The organism is Citrobacter sp. R4, from assembly GCF_026719175.1.
In the GTDB taxonomy this organism is placed as follows: Bacteria; Pseudomonadota; Gammaproteobacteria; order Enterobacterales; family Enterobacteriaceae; genus Citrobacter_A; species Citrobacter_A sedlakii.
Genome location: NZ_JAPPSU010000002.1, coordinates 647,964 through 665,978, shown reverse-complemented (window position 1 = coordinate 665,978; position 18,015 = coordinate 647,964). Strand labels below are relative to the sequence as shown.

Here is an 18,015-nt window from a genome sequence, read left to right as displayed (position 1 = left end):
TTTCGTTATTTAAATGTAAATTTTTGCAGCGCTACGGCTTATTTAACCTTAACCAGCGTACGGCCCTGAACCTGATTGTTCATGATGGCGTCGGCGAATTTCGGCGCGTCGGCCAGCGCGATCTCCGTTGTGGCTTGCGCGTAGAAGCTTTCCGGCAGGTCACGAACCAGTCGTTCCCAGGCCTGGGCGCGGCGGGCGGGCGGCGTCATCACGGAATCCACACCCTGCAAACGCACGTTGCGCAGAATAAACGGCATCACCGTTGTCGGCAGGGCAAAACCGCCCGCCAGGCCACAGGCCGCCACGCAACCCCCGTAGTTCATCTGTGCCAGAACTTTTGCCAGCACCTTATCGCCAACGGTATCCACCGCGCCTGCCCACAGCTGTTTTTCCAGCGGGCGAGACTCAGCGAACTCGTCGCGTCCCAAAATGCGCTGGGCGCCAAGTTGTTTCAGATAAGTATGGGTGCTTTCACGACCCGATACGGCAACGACCTGATAACCCAGCTTATGCAACAGGGCGACAGCCGTACTGCCCACGCCGCCGCTGGCGCCGGTCACCACGATTTCGCCATCTTCAGGACGGATACCGGCCTCTTCCAGAGCCATTACGCAGAGCATGGCGGTGAAGCCCGCCGTACCGATCACCATTGCCTTACGGCTATCCAGGCCTTTCGGCATCGCCACCAGCCAGTCCGCTTTGACGCGCGCCTGCTCGGCCAGACCGCCCCAATGATTCTCGCCAACGCCCCATCCGGTCAGTAAAACGTCCTGACCGGCATGAAAACGCGGATCCTCGCTTGTGCGCACAGTGCCAGCGAAATCAATTCCAGGAATCATCGGAAAATGACGAATGATTTTTCCCTTTCCGGTGATCGCGAGCGCATCTTTGTAGTTCAGACTGGACCAGTGCACGTCCACGGTAACATCGCCTTCCGGCAACCGGCTTTCTTCAAGCGTCTGCACGGATGCGAGGGTTTTACCGTCCTGCTGTTCCAATATCAAAGCCTGCATAACCTGTCCTCAATGTTGCGTAGTGGATTGGAAAATGATTCCTGAAGACTATACTCGCTAATTGAAACGTGACGTCGATTCAACGCAATAAATTGCCAGATACACCTGATTTGGTAGTATGCACTCACTCTTTGCGCAACCAGGCGGATTTCGCGTTTGGTTATGCATTTTCGTGTCGCAATTTACTGGCGGAGTTAACACAAGGATGCGATTAACGACGAAATTCTCAGCTTTTGTTACGCTACTCACCGGGTTGACCATTTTTGTCACCCTGATCGGCTGCTCGCTGAGTTTTTACAATGCCATCCAGTACAAAATGAGTCATCGCGTGCAGGCGGTCGCCACTGCCATCGATACGCATCTCGTTTCGCGCGATTACAACGCGCTGTCACCACACATCAACGAACTGATGATGTCTGCGGATATCGTCCGGCTTGATTTGCGCCAGGGTGAAAAAACGATCTTTACCCAGACGCGCGCCAGCAGCTACCGTCCGGTTGGCACCAGTAATATGTTCCGGGAACTGTCGGTACCGCTGTTAAAACATCCGGGCATGACGATGGATCTGGTTTATCAGGATCCGATGGGGAATTATTTTCATTCGCTGATGACCACCGCGCCGCTCACGCTGGCGATCGGTTTTATTATCCTGATGCTGTTTCTGGCGGTGCGCTGGCTGCAGCGCCAACTTTCCGGCCAGGAGCTACTGGAGGTGCGTTCTACGCGGATCCTGAACGGCGAGCGCGGACCGAATGTTCGCGGCAGCGTGTATGAATGGCCGGCGCGCACCAGCAGCGCGCTGGACATGCTGCTCTCCGAGATCCAGAGCGCGCAGGAGCAACGCAGCCGACTCGATACGCTTATTCGCTCGTACGCGGCTCAGGACACCAAAACCGGCCTCAGCAACCGTCTCTTTTTTGATAACCAACTGGCGACACTGCTGGACGATCAAGAAAAGGTCGGCGCTCATGGGGTGGTGATGATGATTCGTCTGCCGGACTTCAATTTGCTGCGTGACAGTTGGGGCCGCAACCTCGCCGAAGAAGAACTGTTCAGTCTGATCAATTTGTTATCCACCTTTATCCTGCGCTTTCCGGGCGCGCTGCTGGCGCGTTACCATCGCAGTGACTTCGCCGTGCTGCTGCCGCACCGTACCCTGAAAGAGGCGGAGAGCGTCGCCGGGCAACTTCTGAAAGCGGTCGATGCGCTGCCAACCAATAAAATGCTCGATCGCGACGATATGTTCCATATCGGCATTTGCGCCTGGCGTAGCGGCCAGTCGACCGAACAGGTGATGGAACATGCGGAAGCGGCCACCCGCAACGCGGTATTGCAGGGCGGAAATAGTTGGGCGGTGTACGATGATACGCTGCCGGAAAAAGGGCGCGGCAACGTACGCTGGCGCACCCTCATTGAACAAATGCTCAGTCGCGGCGGGCCGCGCATTTATCAAAAGCCAGCGGTTACCCGCGAAGGGCGCGTTCACCACCGGGAACTGATGTGCCGCATTTTTGACGGCCATGAAGAGGTTAGCTCGGCGGAATATATGCCGATGGTGCTTCAGTTCGGCCTGTCGGAAGAGTATGACCGTCTGCAGATCAGCCGGGTCATTCCGCTCCTGGGCTACTGGCCGGAAGAAAATCTGGCGATTCAGGTCACCGTAGAGTCGCTGATTCGCCCGCGTTTTCAACGCTGGCTGCGTGATACCTTGATGCAGTGTGAAAAATCACAACGTAAACGCATAATTATTGAACTTGCAGAGGCAGATGTGGGTCAACACATCAGCCGGTTACAGCCAGTTATTCGTCTGGTGAATGCGTTAGGCGTTCGGGTGGCGGTAACCCAGGCGGGTTTAACGTTGGTCAGCACCAGTTGGATCAAAGAGCTCAATGTGGAATTACTCAAGCTCCATCCGGGATTGGTCAGAAACATTGAGAAGCGAACAGAGAACCAGTTACTGGTGCAAAGCCTGGTGGAAGCCTGTTCGGGCACCCATACCCAGGTTTACGCGACAGGCGTACGGTCGCGTGGCGAGTGGCAGACGCTGACAGCCCGCGGCGTTGCGGGCGGACAGGGGGATTTCTTTGCCTCCTCCCAACCGCTGGATACAAACGTGAAAAAATATTCTCAAAGATACTCGGTTTGACCTGCCGTTTGTTCAGTTTTCACGTAGAATAACGCGCGCTGTGCTTTCATGGGGGTGTGCTTGTCTGCTCGCCAGGGTGTTGCAGCACATATGCAGGTGAATGACCTTAAACAGGTTGCAAATGAAAGCGAGGATTGCTGCTGAAAAGCTCAGCCCTGAGGGACTCAGGTAGAGATTTGTAACAGAGGAAACGAACTGCACTAATTTTCACCGTAGCAGATGATTTTTGCGCCTTGTCGCTGCTGCGTGTGGTTGGTAAAGTAAGCGGATTTTGTTTTCCGCCCCAGCTTTCAGGATTATCCCTTAGTATGTTGAAAAAATTTCGTGGCATGTTTTCCAATGACTTGTCCATTGACCTGGGTACCGCGAATACCCTTATTTATGTAAAAGGACAAGGCATCGTATTGAATGAGCCTTCCGTTGTGGCCATTCGTCAGGATCGTGCCGGTTCGCCGAAAAGCGTGGCTGCAGTAGGTCATGACGCGAAGCAGATGCTGGGCCGTACGCCGGGCAATATTGCTGCGATTCGCCCCATGAAAGACGGCGTGATCGCCGACTTCTTCGTGACTGAAAAAATGCTCCAGCACTTCATCAAGCAAGTGCATAGCAACAGCTTTATGCGTCCAAGCCCGCGCGTGCTGGTGTGTGTGCCGGTTGGCGCGACCCAGGTTGAACGCCGTGCTATTCGTGAATCCGCGCAGGGCGCAGGCGCCCGTGAAGTGTTCCTGATCGAAGAACCAATGGCTGCCGCTATCGGCGCAGGCCTGCCGGTTTCTGAGGCAACCGGTTCCATGGTGGTGGATATCGGTGGCGGGACGACGGAAGTGGCCGTTATCTCTCTGAACGGTGTCGTTTATTCGTCATCTGTGCGTATCGGCGGCGACCGCTTCGACGAAGCAATCATCAATTACGTCCGCCGTAACTACGGCTCTCTGATCGGTGAAGCGACCGCAGAACGTATTAAGCACGAAATCGGTTCCGCTTACCCGGGTGACGAAGTGCGCGAAATCGAAGTGCGTGGTCGTAACCTGGCGGAAGGCGTTCCACGCGGCTTTACCCTGAACTCCAATGAAATCCTGGAAGCGCTGCAGGAACCGCTGACCGGTATCGTGAGCGCGGTGATGGTTGCGCTGGAACAGTGCCCGCCGGAACTGGCGTCTGATATCTCCGAGCGCGGCATGGTGCTCACCGGCGGTGGCGCGCTGCTGCGCAATCTTGACCGCCTGTTAATGGAAGAAACCGGTATTCCAGTTGTTGTCGCAGAAGACCCGCTGACCTGTGTGGCGCGTGGCGGCGGCAAAGCGCTGGAAATGATCGACATGCACGGCGGCGACCTGTTCAGCGAAGAGTAATCGGATGCAGGCAGGGGCGTGTCTGGCGCCTCTGCCGAATCTGATACGAGAATACGCAAACTTATGAAGCCAATTTTTAGCCGTGGCCCGTCGCTACAGATTCGCCTTATCCTGGCGGTGCTGGTGGCGCTCGGCGTCATTATCGCCGACAGCCGTCTGGGTACGTTCAGTCAAATACGCACGTACATGGATACCGCCGTCAGTCCTTTCTACTTTATTTCCAATGGTCCCCGTGAACTGCTTGATGGCGTCTCGCAAACGCTGGCTTCACGCGACCAGCTTGAGCTTGAAAACCGGGCGCTGCGTCAGGAACTGCTGCTGAAAAACAGCGAGCTGCTGATGCTCGGGCAGTACAAACAGGAGAATGCGCGTCTGCGCGAGCTGCTGGGATCGCCGCTGCGTCAGGATGAACAAAAAATGGTGACGCAGGTCATCTCGACGGTTAACGATCCCTACAGCGATCAGGTGGTTATCGACAAAGGCAGCGTGAACGGCGTTTACGAAGGCCAGCCGGTCATCAGCGATAAAGGCGTTGTCGGCCAGGTGGTCGCGGTGGCGAAGCTGACCAGCCGTGTATTACTGATTTGCGACGCGACCCATGCGCTGCCGATTCAGGTACTGCGTAACGATATCCGTGTGATTGCCGCCGGTAACGGCTGCACCGATGATTTACAGCTCGAACACCTGCCAGCCAATACCGACATTCGCGTCGGCGATGTGCTGGTGACGTCGGGGCTGGGCGGGCGCTTCCCGGAAGGTTATCCGGTGGCCGTGGTTTCCTCCGTTAAGCTGGATACACAGCGGGCATATACCGTGATACAGGCGCGTCCAACCGCCGGTTTACAGCGTCTGCGCTATCTGCTGCTGTTGTGGGGCGCCGACCGTAACGGGGCAAATCCCATGACGCCGGAAGATGTGCATCGCGTGGCGAATGAGCGCCTGACGCAGATGATGCCTCAGGTGCTGCCCTCGCCGGATATGATGGGGCCGCCTGCGCCAATGCCCGCGCCAGCGACCGGGATCGCCACGACGCCCGTAACGCCGCCGCAGCCTGCGTCGCCTCAGCCGCGTCCGTCGGGAGGTCAGTAGTGGCGAGCTATCGTAGCCAGGGTCGCTGGGTTATCTGGCTCTCGTTTCTCATCGCGCTTTTATTACAAATCATGCCCTGGCCGGAGGAGATCATCGTCTTTCGGCCAAACTGGGTGCTGCTCATTTTACTGTACTGGATCCTCGCGCTGCCGCACCGCGTAAATGTGGGCACAGGCTTTGTGATGGGTGCCATACTGGATCTGATTAGCGGTTCCACGCTTGGCGTGCGGGCGCTGTCGATGAGCATCATCGCGTATCTGGTCGCATTAAAATTTCAGTTATTCCGCAATCTGGCGCTCTGGCAGCAGGCTCTGGTGGTGATGTTGCTTTCGCTGGTGGTGGATATTATTGTTTTCTGGTCAGAGTTTTTAGTGATCAACGTCTCTTTCAGACCTGAAGTGTTCTGGAGTAGTGTAGTCAACGGCGTGCTCTGGCCGTGGCTGTTCTTGCTGATGCGTAAAATCCGCCAGCAGTTCGCGGTGCAATAAGTGCAATAAAGGTTTCTATGACGTCTCTATACTTAGCTTCCGGTTCACCCCGCCGCCAGGAACTGCTCACCCAATTGGGCGTTGCGTTCGAGCGTATCGTTACCGGTATCGAAGAGATGCGCGGCGCAGGGGAAAGCGCGCAGCAGTATGTCTCTCGGCTGGCGCGTGAAAAAGCACAGGCAGGCGTGACGCAAACCCCGCGCGATTTGCCGGTGCTAGGGGCGGACACGATCGTCATCCTTCATGGTGAAGTTTTAGAGAAACCGCGCGATGCAGAACACGCCGCGACAATGCTGGGTAAGCTATCCGGGCAGACGCACCAGGTGATGACCGCCGTGGCGCTGGCCGACAGTCAGTACGTGCTCGACTGTCTGGTGGTGACCGACGTGACGTTCAGAGCGTTGTCGGATGCGGATATCGCTGACTATATCGCCAGCGGTGAACCGATGGATAAAGCAGGTGCATACGGTATTCAGGGGCTGGGTGGCTGTTTTGTCAGGAAGATAAATGGCAGCTATCACGCCGTAGTCGGCTTACCGCTGGTTGAAACGTATGAGTTGCTAAGCAATTTTAACTCACTGCGTGAGAAAAGGGATAAACATGACGGCTGAATTGTTGGTAAACGTAACGCCATCGGAAACGCGTGTGGCGTATATCGACGGCGGGATCCTCCAGGAGATTCACATTGAGCGTGAGGCGCGACGGGGAATCGTAGGCAATATCTACAAAGGTCGGGTAAGTCGCGTACTGCCGGGTATGCAGGCGGCTTTTGTAGATATTGGGCTGGATAAAGCCGCATTTCTTCATGCTTCTGACATCATGCCGCATACCGAATGCGTGGCGGGCGATGAGCAGAAACAGTTTACCGTACGGGACATTTCCGAACTGGTGCGTCAGGGACAGGATTTGATGGTGCAGGTGGTGAAAGATCCCCTCGGCACCAAAGGCGCGCGTCTGACCACCGACATCACCCTGCCTTCCCGTTATCTGGTCTTTATGCCCGGCGCGTCACACGTTGGGGTGTCTCAGCGTATTGAAAGCGAAGCCGAACGCGAAAGACTGAAAAAGGTGGTGGCGGAATATTGCGACGAGCAGGGTGGATTTATCATTCGCACCGCGGCAGAAGGCGTATGTGAAGACGATCTGGCTTCCGATGCCGCCTACCTCAAGCGTGTCTGGACGAAAGTCATGGAGCGCAAAAAGCGCCCGCAGACGCGGTATCAGATGTACGGCGAACTGGCGCTGGCGCAGCGCGTATTGCGTGATTTTGCCGATGCGCAGTTGGATCGCATTCGCGTGGATTCCCGTCTGACCTACGAGGCGCTGCTGGAGTTTACCGCCGAGTACATTCCGGAAATGACCAGCAAGCTGGAGCATTACAGCGGGCGTCAGCCGATTTTTGATCTCTTTGATGTGGAAAATGAGATCCAGCGGGCGCTGGAGCGCAAGGTTGAGCTGAAGTCCGGCGGCTATCTGATTATCGATCAGACCGAAGCGATGACGACCGTTGATATCAATACCGGCGCTTTTGTCGGCCATCGCAATCTCGACGACACCATTTTTAACACCAATATCGAAGCAACGCAGGCCATTGCCCGCCAGCTTCGCCTGCGCAATCTGGGCGGCATTATTATCATCGACTTTATCGATATGAATAATGACGATCACCGCCGTCGGGTTCTGCATTCTCTGGAGCAGGCGCTGAGCAAAGACCGTGTGAAAACCAGCATCAATGGCTTTTCACAGTTGGGACTGGTGGAAATGACGCGCAAACGCACGCGTGAAAGCGTGGAACATGTGCTCTGCAACGAGTGTCCAACCTGTCACGGTCGCGGTACGGTGAAAACGGTGGAAACCGTGTGTTATGAAATTATGCGTGAGATCGTACGCGTGCATCATGCATACGATTCCGACCGTTTCCTGGTTTATGCTTCTCCGGCGGTCGCGGAGGCCCTGAAAGGGGAGGAGTCGCACGCGCTGGCGGAAGTGGAAATTTTTGTTGGCAAACAGGTTAAAGTGCAAATCGAACCGCTCTATAACCAGGAGCAGTTCGACGTCGTAATGATGTAATCATTTACGTAGGCCAGATCACGCGTTCACGCCGCCATCTGGCACCCTTTGCTTGCAGTTTGCGAGCCACTTTCAGGCAGACAAGGAGAGACGCGTGAGGCGATTGCCGGGGATATTACTGCTCACTGGAGCCGCGTTCGTCGTCATCGTAGCGCTGCTGGTCAGTGGCCTGCGCCTGGCCCTGCCGCATCTCAACAGCTGGCGTCCTGCCATCCTCGCCAAGATCGAATCCGCGACCGGTTTGCCGACGGAGGCCAGCCAGCTTACCGCCAGTTGGCAAAATTTTGGTCCGACGCTGGAAGCGCGTGACATCCGCGTGCAGCTAACTGACGGCGGCGAGTTTGCGGTGAAGCGCGTCACCCTGGCGCTGGATGTCTGGCAAAGTTTGCTGCATATGCGCTGGCAGTTTCGCGATCTGACGTTCTGGCAACTGAACCTACGCACCAATACCCCCATTCAACGCAGCGGAGACGCGGATACCCCTGAAGCGGGACGCATCAGCGATCTTTTTCTGCGTCAGTTCGATCACTTCGATCTCCGCGACAGCCAGATTAGCTTTCTGACCCTTTCAGGCCAGCGCGCCCAGTTGGCTATCCCCCAGTTGACCTGGCTTAACAGCCGAAACCGTCACCGCGCGGAGGGGCAGGTCAGCCTGTCGAGCCTGACCGGTCAACATGGCGTAATGCAGGTCCGTATGGACCTGCGCGACGATGATGGACTGCTGAATAATGGCCGCGTCTGGTTGCAGGCGGACGACATTGACGTCAAGCCGTGGTTGGGGCGATGGATGCAGGACAACGTGGTGCTGGAAACCGCGCGCTTTAGTCTTGAGGGCTGGATGAACATCAGCAAGGGAGAGATCGCTGGCGGCGATGTCTGGCTGAAAAAGGGCGGCGCGAGCTGGAAAGGCGAAAACACGACCCACACGCTTGCAGTCGATAACCTGACGGCGCATATCAGTCGCGAACAGCCCGGTTGGCAGTTCGCCATTCCAGATACCCGCATCTCCATGGACGGCAAGCGCTGGCCGAGCGGCGCACTGCAGCTTGCCTGGATCCCTGAGCAGGACGTGGGCGGCGCGGACGGTAAACGTAGCGACGAGCTACGCATTCGCGCCAGCCATCTTGATTTAGCCGGCCTTGATGGGCTGCGCCCCGTGGCGGCGAAGCTCTCGCCTGCGCTTGGTGAAGTCTGGCAGGCGACGCAGCCGAGCGGAACGATTGACACGCTGGCGCTGGATATCCCCCTTGATGCGACCGAAAAGACCCGTTTTCAGGCTGCATGGCGCGATCTGGCGTGGAAGCAGTGGAAGTTGTTGCCGGGAGCAGAGCATTTTTCCGGGACCCTTTCAGGAAGCGTTGAGGATGGTCGGCTAACCGCCGCCATGAAGCAGGCGAAAATGCCGTATGAAACGGTTTTCCGCGCGCCGTTAGAAATTGAAGATGGCGTAGCGACCCTGAACTGGCTGAAGAATGAGAAAGGTTTTCAACTGGATGGGCGCGATATTGACGTTAAAGCCAAAGCGGTACATGCCCGCGGCGGTTTCCGCTATCTGCAACCCGCAGGCGACGAGCCGTGGCTGGGCATTCTGGCGGGTATCAGCACCGACGACGGCTCCCAGGCCTGGCGGTATTTTCCGGAAAACCTGATGGGTAAAGCGCTGGTGGATTATCTCAGCGGGGCGATTCAGGGCGGTGAAGCGGATAACGCGACGCTGGTCTATGGCGGAAACCCCCATCTGTTCCCCTATAAACATAACGAAGGTCAGTTTGAAGTGCTGGTGCCGCTGCGTAACGCCAAATTCGCTTTCCAGCCGGACTGGCCTGCGCTGACCAATCTGAATATCGAGCTGGATTTCCTTAACGACGGCTTGTGGATGAAAACCGACGGTGTCGATTTGGGTGGTGTAAAAGCCTCCAATCTGACAGCGGTCATCCCCGACTATTCGAAAGAAAAACTGTTGATTGATGCCGATATCACTGGGCCTGGCGACGCAGTGGGGCCGTATTTTGACGGTACGCCGCTTAAAGAGTCGCTCGGAGCCGCCCTTGAGCAGTTGCAAATTGGCGGCGATGTGAATGCTCGCTTACATCTGGATATTCCCCTCGACGGCGAGCTGGTGACGGCGAAAGGCGACGTCACGTTGCGCGACAACAGTCTGTTGATAAAACCGATCGACAGCACCCTGAAAAACCTTAGCGGTAAATTCAGCTTTACCAATGGCGATCTCAACAGTGGGCCGATGACGGCGAACTGGTTTAATCAACCGTTAAACGTCGATTTCTCCACGACCCAGGGAGCAAAAGCGTATCAGGTCGCGGTGAACCTCAACGGTAACTGGCAGCCCACCCGTACCGGCGTATTGCCTGCCCAGGTGAATGACGCGCTCGGTGGCAGCGTGGCGTGGAAGGGAAAGGTGGGGATTGACCTGCCGTATCGTTCAGGCGCGCATTACCACGTTGAGTTGAACGGCGATCTTAAAAATGTAAGTAGTCGCTTACCTGCGCCGCTGAATAAAAAAGCCGGTGAACCGTTACCCGTTAACATTACCGCTAACGGCGACCTGCGTAGCTTTGCCCTCACCGGCAACGCAGACAAAGAGAACCATTTCAACAGCCGCTGGCTGCTGGGTCAGAAGCTTACCCTGGACCGCGCCATCTGGACGGCGGAAAGTCGAACCACACCGCCACTGCCCGAACAGGAAGGTATCGAACTTAATCTGCCCGCGTTGGATGGCGCCGAATGGCTGGCGTTATTCCAGAAAGGTGCGGCGGATAACGTGACCAGCAGCGCGAAGTTTCCTCAGCGAATTACCCTGCGTACGCCAGCGCTGACGCTGGGCGGTCAACAGTGGAACAACATGAGCATTGTCTCGCAGCCAGCGCTGAACGGAACGACCGTTGAAGCGCAGGGGCGAGAGATCAATGCGACGCTGGCGATGCGCAATAACGCGCCGTGGCTGGCGAATATCAAATACCTTTATTACAACCCGTCCACAGCGAAACCTGCAGAAAAAAACGACGCTCCCGCGACGCCGTTTGCCACTGTAGATCGCGTCAGTTTCCGCGGCTGGCCTGACATGCAGCTGCGCTGTAGCGAATGCTGGTTATGGGGGCAGAAGTATGGGCGCATCGATGCCGATCTGGCGATCAACGGCGATACGCTGAACCTGAGCAACGGGTTGCTGGACACCGGCTTTGCCCGGCTCACCGCGGACGGCCAGTGGGTCAACGCGCCTGGCCGCGAACGCACTTCGATTAAAGGTAAACTGCGCGGCAACAAGATTGATGCGGCGGCAGGCTTCTTTGGCGTGACCACGCCGATGCGCAACGCGTCGTTTAATGTCGATTACGATCTGCACTGGCGCAATCCGCCGTGGCAACCAGATGAAGCCTCACTCAACGGGATTATTCGTACCCGTCTGGGCAAAGGGGAAATCACCGACTTAAGCACCGGCCACGCCGGGCAGCTCCTGCGCTTGCTCAGCGTAGACGCGCTGCTGCGTAAACTGCGTTTTGATTTTAGCGACACCTTTAGCGAAGGGTTCTACTTTGATTCGATCCGCAGTACCGCGTGGATTAAAGACGGCGTGTTGCATACCGATGATACGCTGGTGGACGGCCTGGAAGCGGATATCGCTATGAAAGGGTCGGTTAATCTGGTGCGACGCGAACTGGACATTGAAGCGGTCGTGGCGCCGGAAATCTCTGCCACGGTGGGCGTGGCTGCCGCGTTTGCGGTCAACCCGATCGTCGGCGCGGCGGTATTTGCCGCCAGTAAGGTGCTTGGGCCGCTGTGGAACAAAGTGTCGATTCTGCGCTATCGCATCACCGGTCCGGTCGATCAACCGCAGATCAACGAAGTTCTGCGCCAGCCGCGGAAAGAAAAAACGCAATGATTTGACGGCGACGCGGAATTACCCCACTCTCAGTACATAGTCTTGCCGGAGGGTAACGTAGCGACCTACATTATGACGTTTCCGTAGGCCGCATAAACGCAGCGCCATCCGGCGTAAATTTTTTAGCATAGCGCTCTCCTACGCAGCAACTAACGAGTAGCAAAACGATGAGTCTGAACCTGGTAAGTGAACAATTGCTGGCAGCAAACGGCCTGAAACATCAGGATCTGTTTGCCATTTTGGGCCAACTGGCCGAACGCCGTCTCGATTACGGCGATCTCTATTTTCAGTCGAGCTATCACGAATCCTGGGTTTTAGAAGATCGCATCATTAAGGATGGTTCTTACAATATTGACCAGGGCGTGGGCGTACGGGCGATCAGCGGCGAAAAAACCGGGTTTGCGTATGCAGACCAGATCAGCCTGCAGGCGCTGAGTCAGAGCGCACAGGCTGCGCGCACCATTGTCAGAGACAGCGGTGACGGGAAAGTGAAAACGCTGGGCGCAGTGGAACACTCCGCGCTTTATACCTCAGTGGACCCGCTCCAGAGCATGACCCGTGAGGAGAAGCTCGATATCCTGCGTCGTGTCGATAGCGTGGCGCGAGACGCTGATACGCGCGTGCAGGAAGTCACCGCGAGCCTGACCGGCGTCTATGAACTGATCCTTGTGGCGGCAACGGACGGAACGCTGGCGGCGGATGTGCGTCCGCTGGTGCGTCTTTCCGTTAGCGTACAGGTGGAAGAAGACGGTAAACGCGAGCGCGGCGCCAGCGGCGGCGGCGGTCGTTTCGGCTATGACTGGTTCCTTGCGGATCTGGACGGGGAGGTTCGCGCAGACGCATGGGCGAAAGAAGCGGTACGTATGGCGCTGGTTAATCTCTCCGCCGTCGCCGCGCCGGCAGGCACGTTGCCGGTGGTGCTTGGCGCGGGCTGGCCGGGCGTGCTGCTCCATGAAGCGGTAGGCCACGGACTGGAAGGCGACTTTAACCGTCGTGGTACGTCGGTGTTCAGTGGACAGGTCGGCGAGCGGGTCGCTTCTGAACTCTGTACGGTGGTGGATGACGGCACGATGGTCGATCGTCGTGGTTCTGTCGCGATTGACGACGAAGGCACGCCGGGCCAGTACAACGTGCTCATCGAAAACGGCATTCTGAAAGGTTACATGCAGGATAAGCTGAATGCGCGCTTAATGGGCGTTGCGCCAACCGGAAACGGTCGTCGTGAGTCTTACGCACATCTGCCGATGCCGCGCATGACCAACACCTATATGTTGCCGGGGAAATCCACCCCGCAGGAGATCATTGAATCCGTCGAATATGGCATCTATGCGCCAAACTTTGGCGGCGGGCAGGTGGATATCACTTCTGGTAAGTTCGTCTTCTCGACTTCGGAAGCCTATCTCATTGAAAACGGTAAAGTGACCAAACCGGTAAAAGGCGCAACGCTGATTGGTTCCGGGATCGAAGCGATGCAGCAGATCTCTATGGTGGGTAATGACCTGAAGCTGGACAACGGCGTCGGCGTCTGCGGCAAGGAAGGACAGAGCCTGCCGGTGGGCGTCGGTCAGCCGACGTTGAAGGTGGATAACCTGACCGTGGGCGGCACCGCGTAAGTCGCGGGTCTGCCGTGCCGGATGGCCGCACGTTGCGAGTTATCCGGCCTGGCGTGTTGTGTTCCTGCGTGCCCGATAAGCGACTGCGCCATCGGGCAATTTAGCCTTTCTCTTTTCCCCGACCGTACATTCCCTGAAACAGCTGCGATACATCGACAAAATAATCGGTCAGGTAGTTAATCACGACTTGCACTTTCAGCGGCAGCTTATCTTTTTCGGTATACAAGGCATAAACCGGACGCGGATCGGACTGATAACGCGGTAATAAGATCTCCAGCTCTCCGCGGTTAATCTCGTTGATCACCCACATCAACGGGACGTAGGCGACGCCCGCGCCGGCGGTCAGCCAGCGGCTCAGGGTCATCGGATCGTTGGTGACAAAGCGTCCCTGCGGGATCAGACGGGTTGAAATCCCTTCTGGCGCGATCAGCTCAAACTCATTGTCCGGACGGACGCTGTACTCCAGCCATGAGTGGTTTGCGAGGTCGGCTGGCTTCTCCGGTATGCCATATTGCGCGAGATAGCGTTTGGCGGCGCAAACCACCATTGGCATCGCTCCCAGGCGGCGGGAAAACAGACTGGAATCCTGTAACGCGCCCACGCGGATCACCACGTCCAGGCCGTCAGCAATCAGGTCGGGTGCGGGAATACCGGTGACCAGATTTACCGTCAGGCCGGGGTACTCTTTCAGCATTTTTGCGGTCAGTCCGGCGAGGACATTTTGTGCCATCGTTGAAGAACAGCCGATCCGCAACGTGCCGATAGGGGTATTGTTAAACGCGTAAAGCTGCTCGTGAACATCCTGCACTTCATGGAGCATTCGACGGCAGCCCTGGTAGTAAATTTTTCCGGCTTCAGTCAGCCCAATGCTGCGCGTACTGCGGTTGAGCAGTTTAACCTGCAGTTCATCTTCCAGTTTTGCAACCGTCTGGCTGATGGATGAAACGCTCATTTGTAGCTGTCTGGCCGCGGCGGTGAAGGAGCCAAATTCCACGACTTTGGCAAACACCGACATCCGTTTTAATCGTTCCATTATTCACTCTGGCTTAAAAGTGATTTAGATCACATATTATAGATAACAGCATAACAGTTACGTTAATATATTATTATTCAAATAACGGCTGCGTCGCTCTCGCCTGGCTTTCCTTGCCCTTCTCCGCGGCGACACGGCTAAAAACTGTATCGCCTGCACTCTCTAAAAAATCAAGGTCAACATGAGTCTGTTTCCCGTTATCGTGGTGTTTGGTCTGTCCTTCCCACCGATATTTTTCGAATTGCTTCTGTCACTGGCGATTTTCTGGCTGGTGCGCCGGGTGCTTGTGCCCACGGGCATCTATGATTTTGTCTGGCATCCGGCTCTGTTCAATACCGCGCTGTATTGCTGTCTCTTTTACTTAATATCGCGCCTGTTCGTTTGAGGTTGAAGTGAAAACACTAACAAGAAAACTCTCCCGTACGGCCATTACCCTCGTTCTGGTCATCCTGGCGTTCATCGCTATTTTTCGCGCCTGGGTCTATTACACCGAATCACCGTGGACGCGTGACGCGCGCTTCAGCGCCGACGTGGTCGCCATTGCGCCCGATGTTTCCGGGCTGATCACTAACGTGAATGTGCATGATAACCAGCTGGTAAAGAAAGATCAGGTGCTGTTTACCATTGACCAGCCGCGCTACAATAAAGCGCTTGAAGAAGCAGAAGCCGACGTCGCCTATTACCGGGTGCTGTCGCAGGAAAAACGTCAGGAGGCCAGCCGCCGTAACCGTCTTGGCGTACAGGCGATGTCACGAGAGGAAATCGACCAGGCCAATAACGTTCTGCAAACCGTCTTACATCAGCTTGCGAAAGCGCAGGCGACCCGCGACCTGGCAAAATTAGATCTTGAGCGTACCGTGATCCGCGCTCCGGCCGACGGCTGGGTCACTAACCTTAACGTTTATACTGGCGAATTTATTACCCGGGGCTCCACCGCTGTGGCGCTGGTGAAGCAAAACTCGTTCTACGTGCTGGCCTATATGGAAGAGACCAAACTGGAAGGCGTGCGTCCGGGTTACCGCGCCGAGATCACCCCGCTGGGCAGCAACACGGTGCTGAAAGGTACGGTGGACAGCGTGGCGGCGGGGGTGACCAACGCCAGCAGCACGCGTGACGACAAAGGTATGGCCACTATCGATTCTAACCTTGAATGGGTCCGTCTGGCGCAGCGCGTGCCGGTGCGTATTCGTCTTGACGATCAGCAGGAGAACCTGTGGCCTGCCGGGACGACCGCCACCGTGGTTGTCACCGGTAAGCAGGATCGCGACGCCAACAACGACTCGTTCTTCCGTAAAATGGCGCACCGTCTGCGCGAGTTTGGTTAATCGCGATGGGTATTTTTTCCATTGCCAACCAGCACATCCGCTTTGCGGTTAAACTGGCATGCGCCATCGTACTGGCGCTGTTTGTTGGCTTTCATTTTCAGCTTGAGACGCCGCGCTGGGCCGTTCTGACCGCGGCTATTGTCGCGGCGGGACCGGCTTTCGCCGCTGGCGGCGAACCCTATTCCGGCGCTATCCGCTATCGCGGGATGCTGCGTATTATTGGGACTTTCATCGGCTGTATTGCCGCCCTGGTGATCATCACGACGATGATCCGCGCGCCGCTGCTGATGATTATGGTGTGCTGTATCTGGGCGGGGTTTTGTACCTGGGTATCGTCGCTGGTGCGTATCGAAAACTCCTATGCCTGGGGATTGTCGGGCTATACCGCCCTGATTATCGTTATCACCATTCAGCCGGAACCGCTGTTGACGCCGCAGTTCGCCGTTGAACGATGTAGCGAAATCGTCATCGGGATTGTCTGCGCCATCATGGCGGATCTTCTGTTTTCTCCGCGATCCATCAAACAGGAAGTGGATCGCGAACTGGACAGCCTGCTGGTCGCGCAGTACCAATTGATGCAGCTGTGTATCAAACATGGCGACAGCGAAGAAGTGGATCAGGCCTGGGGCGATCTGGTGCGGCGAACCGCCGCGCTGGAGGGAATGCGCAGTAACCTGAACATGGAATCATCGCGTTGGGCGCTTGCCAACCGCCGTCTGAAGGCGATTAACACGCTTTCGCTGACCATGGTGACTCAGTCCTGCGAAACCTATTTGATTCAGAATACGCGACCGGAAGCGATCACCGATACGTTCCGGGAGTTCTTCGATATGCCCGTTGAAACGGCGCAGGACGTGCATAAACAGCTTAAACGCCTGCGTCGGGTGATTGCGTGGACCGGCGAGCGCGAAACGCCGGTGACCTTGTACACCTGGGCCGGGGCGGCGACGCGCTATCTGCTGCTTAAACGGGGAGTAATCGGTAATACCAAAATTAGCGGTACCGAGGAGGAGATCCTGGAGGGCGAGCCGGTGGTGAAAGTGGAATCCGCCGAGCGTCATCATGCGATGGTCAACTTCTGGCGTACCACGATTTCCTGCGTACTGGGCAGCCTGTTCTGGCTGTGGACCGGCTGGACCTCCGGCAACGGGGCAATGGTCATGATCGCGGTGGTGACCTCGCTCGCCATGCGTTTGCCGAATCCGCGGATGGTGGGGATCGATTTTATCTACGGGACGCTCGCGGCGCTGCCGTTGGGGGCGTTTTACTTTCTGGTGATCCTGCCTAATACCCAGCAAAGCATGTTGCTGCTGTGTCTGAGCCTTGCGGTGTTGGGGTTCTTTCTCGGGATCGAAGTACAGAAGCGGCGGCTGGGATCGATGGGGGCGCTTGCCAGTACCATTAACATTATCGTACTGGACAACCCGATGACCTTCCATTTCAGCCAGTTTCTCGACAGCGCGTTAGGACAAATTGTCGGCTGCGTGCTGGCGTTCCTGGTTATTCTGTTGGTGCGTGATAACTCCCGCGCCCGTACCGGGCGTGTGCTGCTGAACCAGTTTGTCTCTGCGGCAGTCTCGGCGATGACCACCAACGTGGTGCGTCGTAAAGAGAATCATCTTCCGGCGCTTTATCAGCAGTTGTTTTTGCTGATGAACAAATTTCCTGGCGACCTGCCGAAATTCCGTCTTGCCCTGACGATGATCATTGCGCATCAGCGCCTGCGCGACGCGCCTGTTCCAGTCAACGAGGATCTGTCAGCGTTTCACCGCCAGCTGCGCCGTACAGCGGATCACGTAATATCGGCCAGCAATGACGATAAGCGTCGACGCTACTTCGCGCAATTGCTGGAGGAGCTGAACGTCTATCAGGAAAAACTGCGAGTCTGGGAAGCGCCGCCGCAGGTGACCGAGCCGGTAAAACGTCTGACCGGCATGCTACACAAGTATCAACATGCGCTCACCGATAGCTGACCTGAAACCGACGCC

General features: G+C 56.5%; 13 protein-coding genes. 11 read left to right on the top strand and 2 right to left on the bottom strand.

Annotated elements, in window-relative coordinates; genetic code table 11:
* Positions 1-38: 38 nt before the first annotated feature.
* On the bottom strand, positions 39-1,013 hold the full coding sequence (gene acuI / locus OOJ60_RS08645) for an acrylyl-CoA reductase (NADPH) (RefSeq protein WP_042291994.1): 975 nt from the start codon (positions 1,011-1,013) through the stop codon (positions 39-41).
* 205 nt (positions 1,014-1,218) lie between these two features.
* Here acuI and csrD point away from each other — a divergent pair, with 205 nt between their 5' ends.
* From csrD to tldD, 8 genes are all read left to right on the top strand, one after another.
* Positions 1,219-3,159, top strand: coding sequence for an RNase E specificity factor CsrD (gene csrD, locus OOJ60_RS08640; protein WP_042291991.1), 1,941 nt, complete (start codon positions 1,219-1,221; stop codon positions 3,157-3,159).
* 308 nt (positions 3,160-3,467) lie between these two features.
* On the top strand, positions 3,468-4,511 hold the full coding sequence (gene mreB, locus OOJ60_RS08635) for a rod shape-determining protein MreB (protein WP_000913396.1): 1,044 nt from the start codon (positions 3,468-3,470) through the stop codon (positions 4,509-4,511).
* Positions 4,512-4,574: 63 nt separating this feature from the next.
* Positions 4,575-5,600: a rod shape-determining protein MreC gene (gene mreC / locus OOJ60_RS08630; protein ID WP_205612393.1), complete on the top strand. Its 1,026-nt coding sequence runs from the start codon at positions 4,575-4,577 to the stop codon at positions 5,598-5,600.
* Positions 5,600-6,088: a rod shape-determining protein MreD gene (gene mreD, locus OOJ60_RS08625; RefSeq protein WP_042291986.1), complete on the top strand. Its 489-nt coding sequence runs from the start codon at positions 5,600-5,602 to the stop codon at positions 6,086-6,088. The genes mreC and mreD overlap by 1 nt, the downstream gene beginning before the upstream one ends.
* A 17-nt stretch (positions 6,089-6,105) precedes the next feature.
* Positions 6,106-6,699: a Maf family protein gene (locus OOJ60_RS08620; protein WP_205612392.1), complete on the top strand. Its 594-nt coding sequence runs from the start codon at positions 6,106-6,108 to the stop codon at positions 6,697-6,699.
* Positions 6,689-8,158, top strand: coding sequence for a ribonuclease G (rng, locus tag OOJ60_RS08615; protein WP_042291983.1), 1,470 nt, complete (start codon positions 6,689-6,691; stop codon positions 8,156-8,158). The genes OOJ60_RS08620 and rng overlap by 11 nt, the downstream gene beginning before the upstream one ends.
* Positions 8,159-8,252: 94 nt before the next feature.
* The gene (yhdP, locus tag OOJ60_RS08610; RefSeq protein ID WP_205612391.1) at positions 8,253-12,056 is read left to right on the top strand and encodes an AsmA2 domain-containing protein YhdP; all 3,804 of its coding nucleotides are present in this window, start codon (positions 8,253-8,255) and stop codon (positions 12,054-12,056) included.
* 167 nt (positions 12,057-12,223) lie between these two features.
* On the top strand, positions 12,224-13,669 hold the full coding sequence (gene tldD / locus OOJ60_RS08605) for a metalloprotease TldD (RefSeq protein WP_205612390.1): 1,446 nt from the start codon (positions 12,224-12,226) through the stop codon (positions 13,667-13,669).
* Positions 13,670-13,769: 100 nt separating this feature from the next.
* Here tldD and aaeR read toward each other — a convergent pair whose 3' ends face one another.
* Positions 13,770-14,702 (bottom strand): HTH-type transcriptional activator AaeR, encoded by a 933-nt coding sequence (aaeR, locus tag OOJ60_RS08600; RefSeq protein ID WP_060571044.1) that lies wholly within the window; start codon positions 14,700-14,702, stop codon positions 13,770-13,772.
* A 181-nt stretch (positions 14,703-14,883) separates the two neighbouring features.
* Between aaeR and aaeX the strand changes: the two genes are divergently transcribed.
* From aaeX to aaeB, 3 genes are read left to right on the top strand one after another with little or no spacing between them, the layout of a single operon-like run.
* On the top strand, positions 14,884-15,087 hold the full coding sequence (aaeX, locus tag OOJ60_RS08595; RefSeq protein ID WP_000051841.1) for a p-hydroxybenzoic acid efflux pump operon protein AaeX: 204 nt from the start codon (positions 14,884-14,886) through the stop codon (positions 15,085-15,087).
* A gap of 7 nt (positions 15,088-15,094) precedes the next feature.
* Positions 15,095-16,027, top strand: a complete 933-nt coding sequence (gene aaeA / locus OOJ60_RS08590) for a p-hydroxybenzoic acid efflux pump subunit AaeA (RefSeq protein ID WP_205612389.1) — start codon at positions 15,095-15,097, stop codon at positions 16,025-16,027.
* Between the two features lie 5 nt (positions 16,028-16,032).
* Positions 16,033-18,000, top strand: a complete 1,968-nt coding sequence (gene aaeB / locus OOJ60_RS08585; protein ID WP_042291969.1) for a p-hydroxybenzoic acid efflux pump subunit AaeB — start codon at positions 16,033-16,035, stop codon at positions 17,998-18,000.
* Positions 18,001-18,015: the final 15 nt, after the last annotated feature.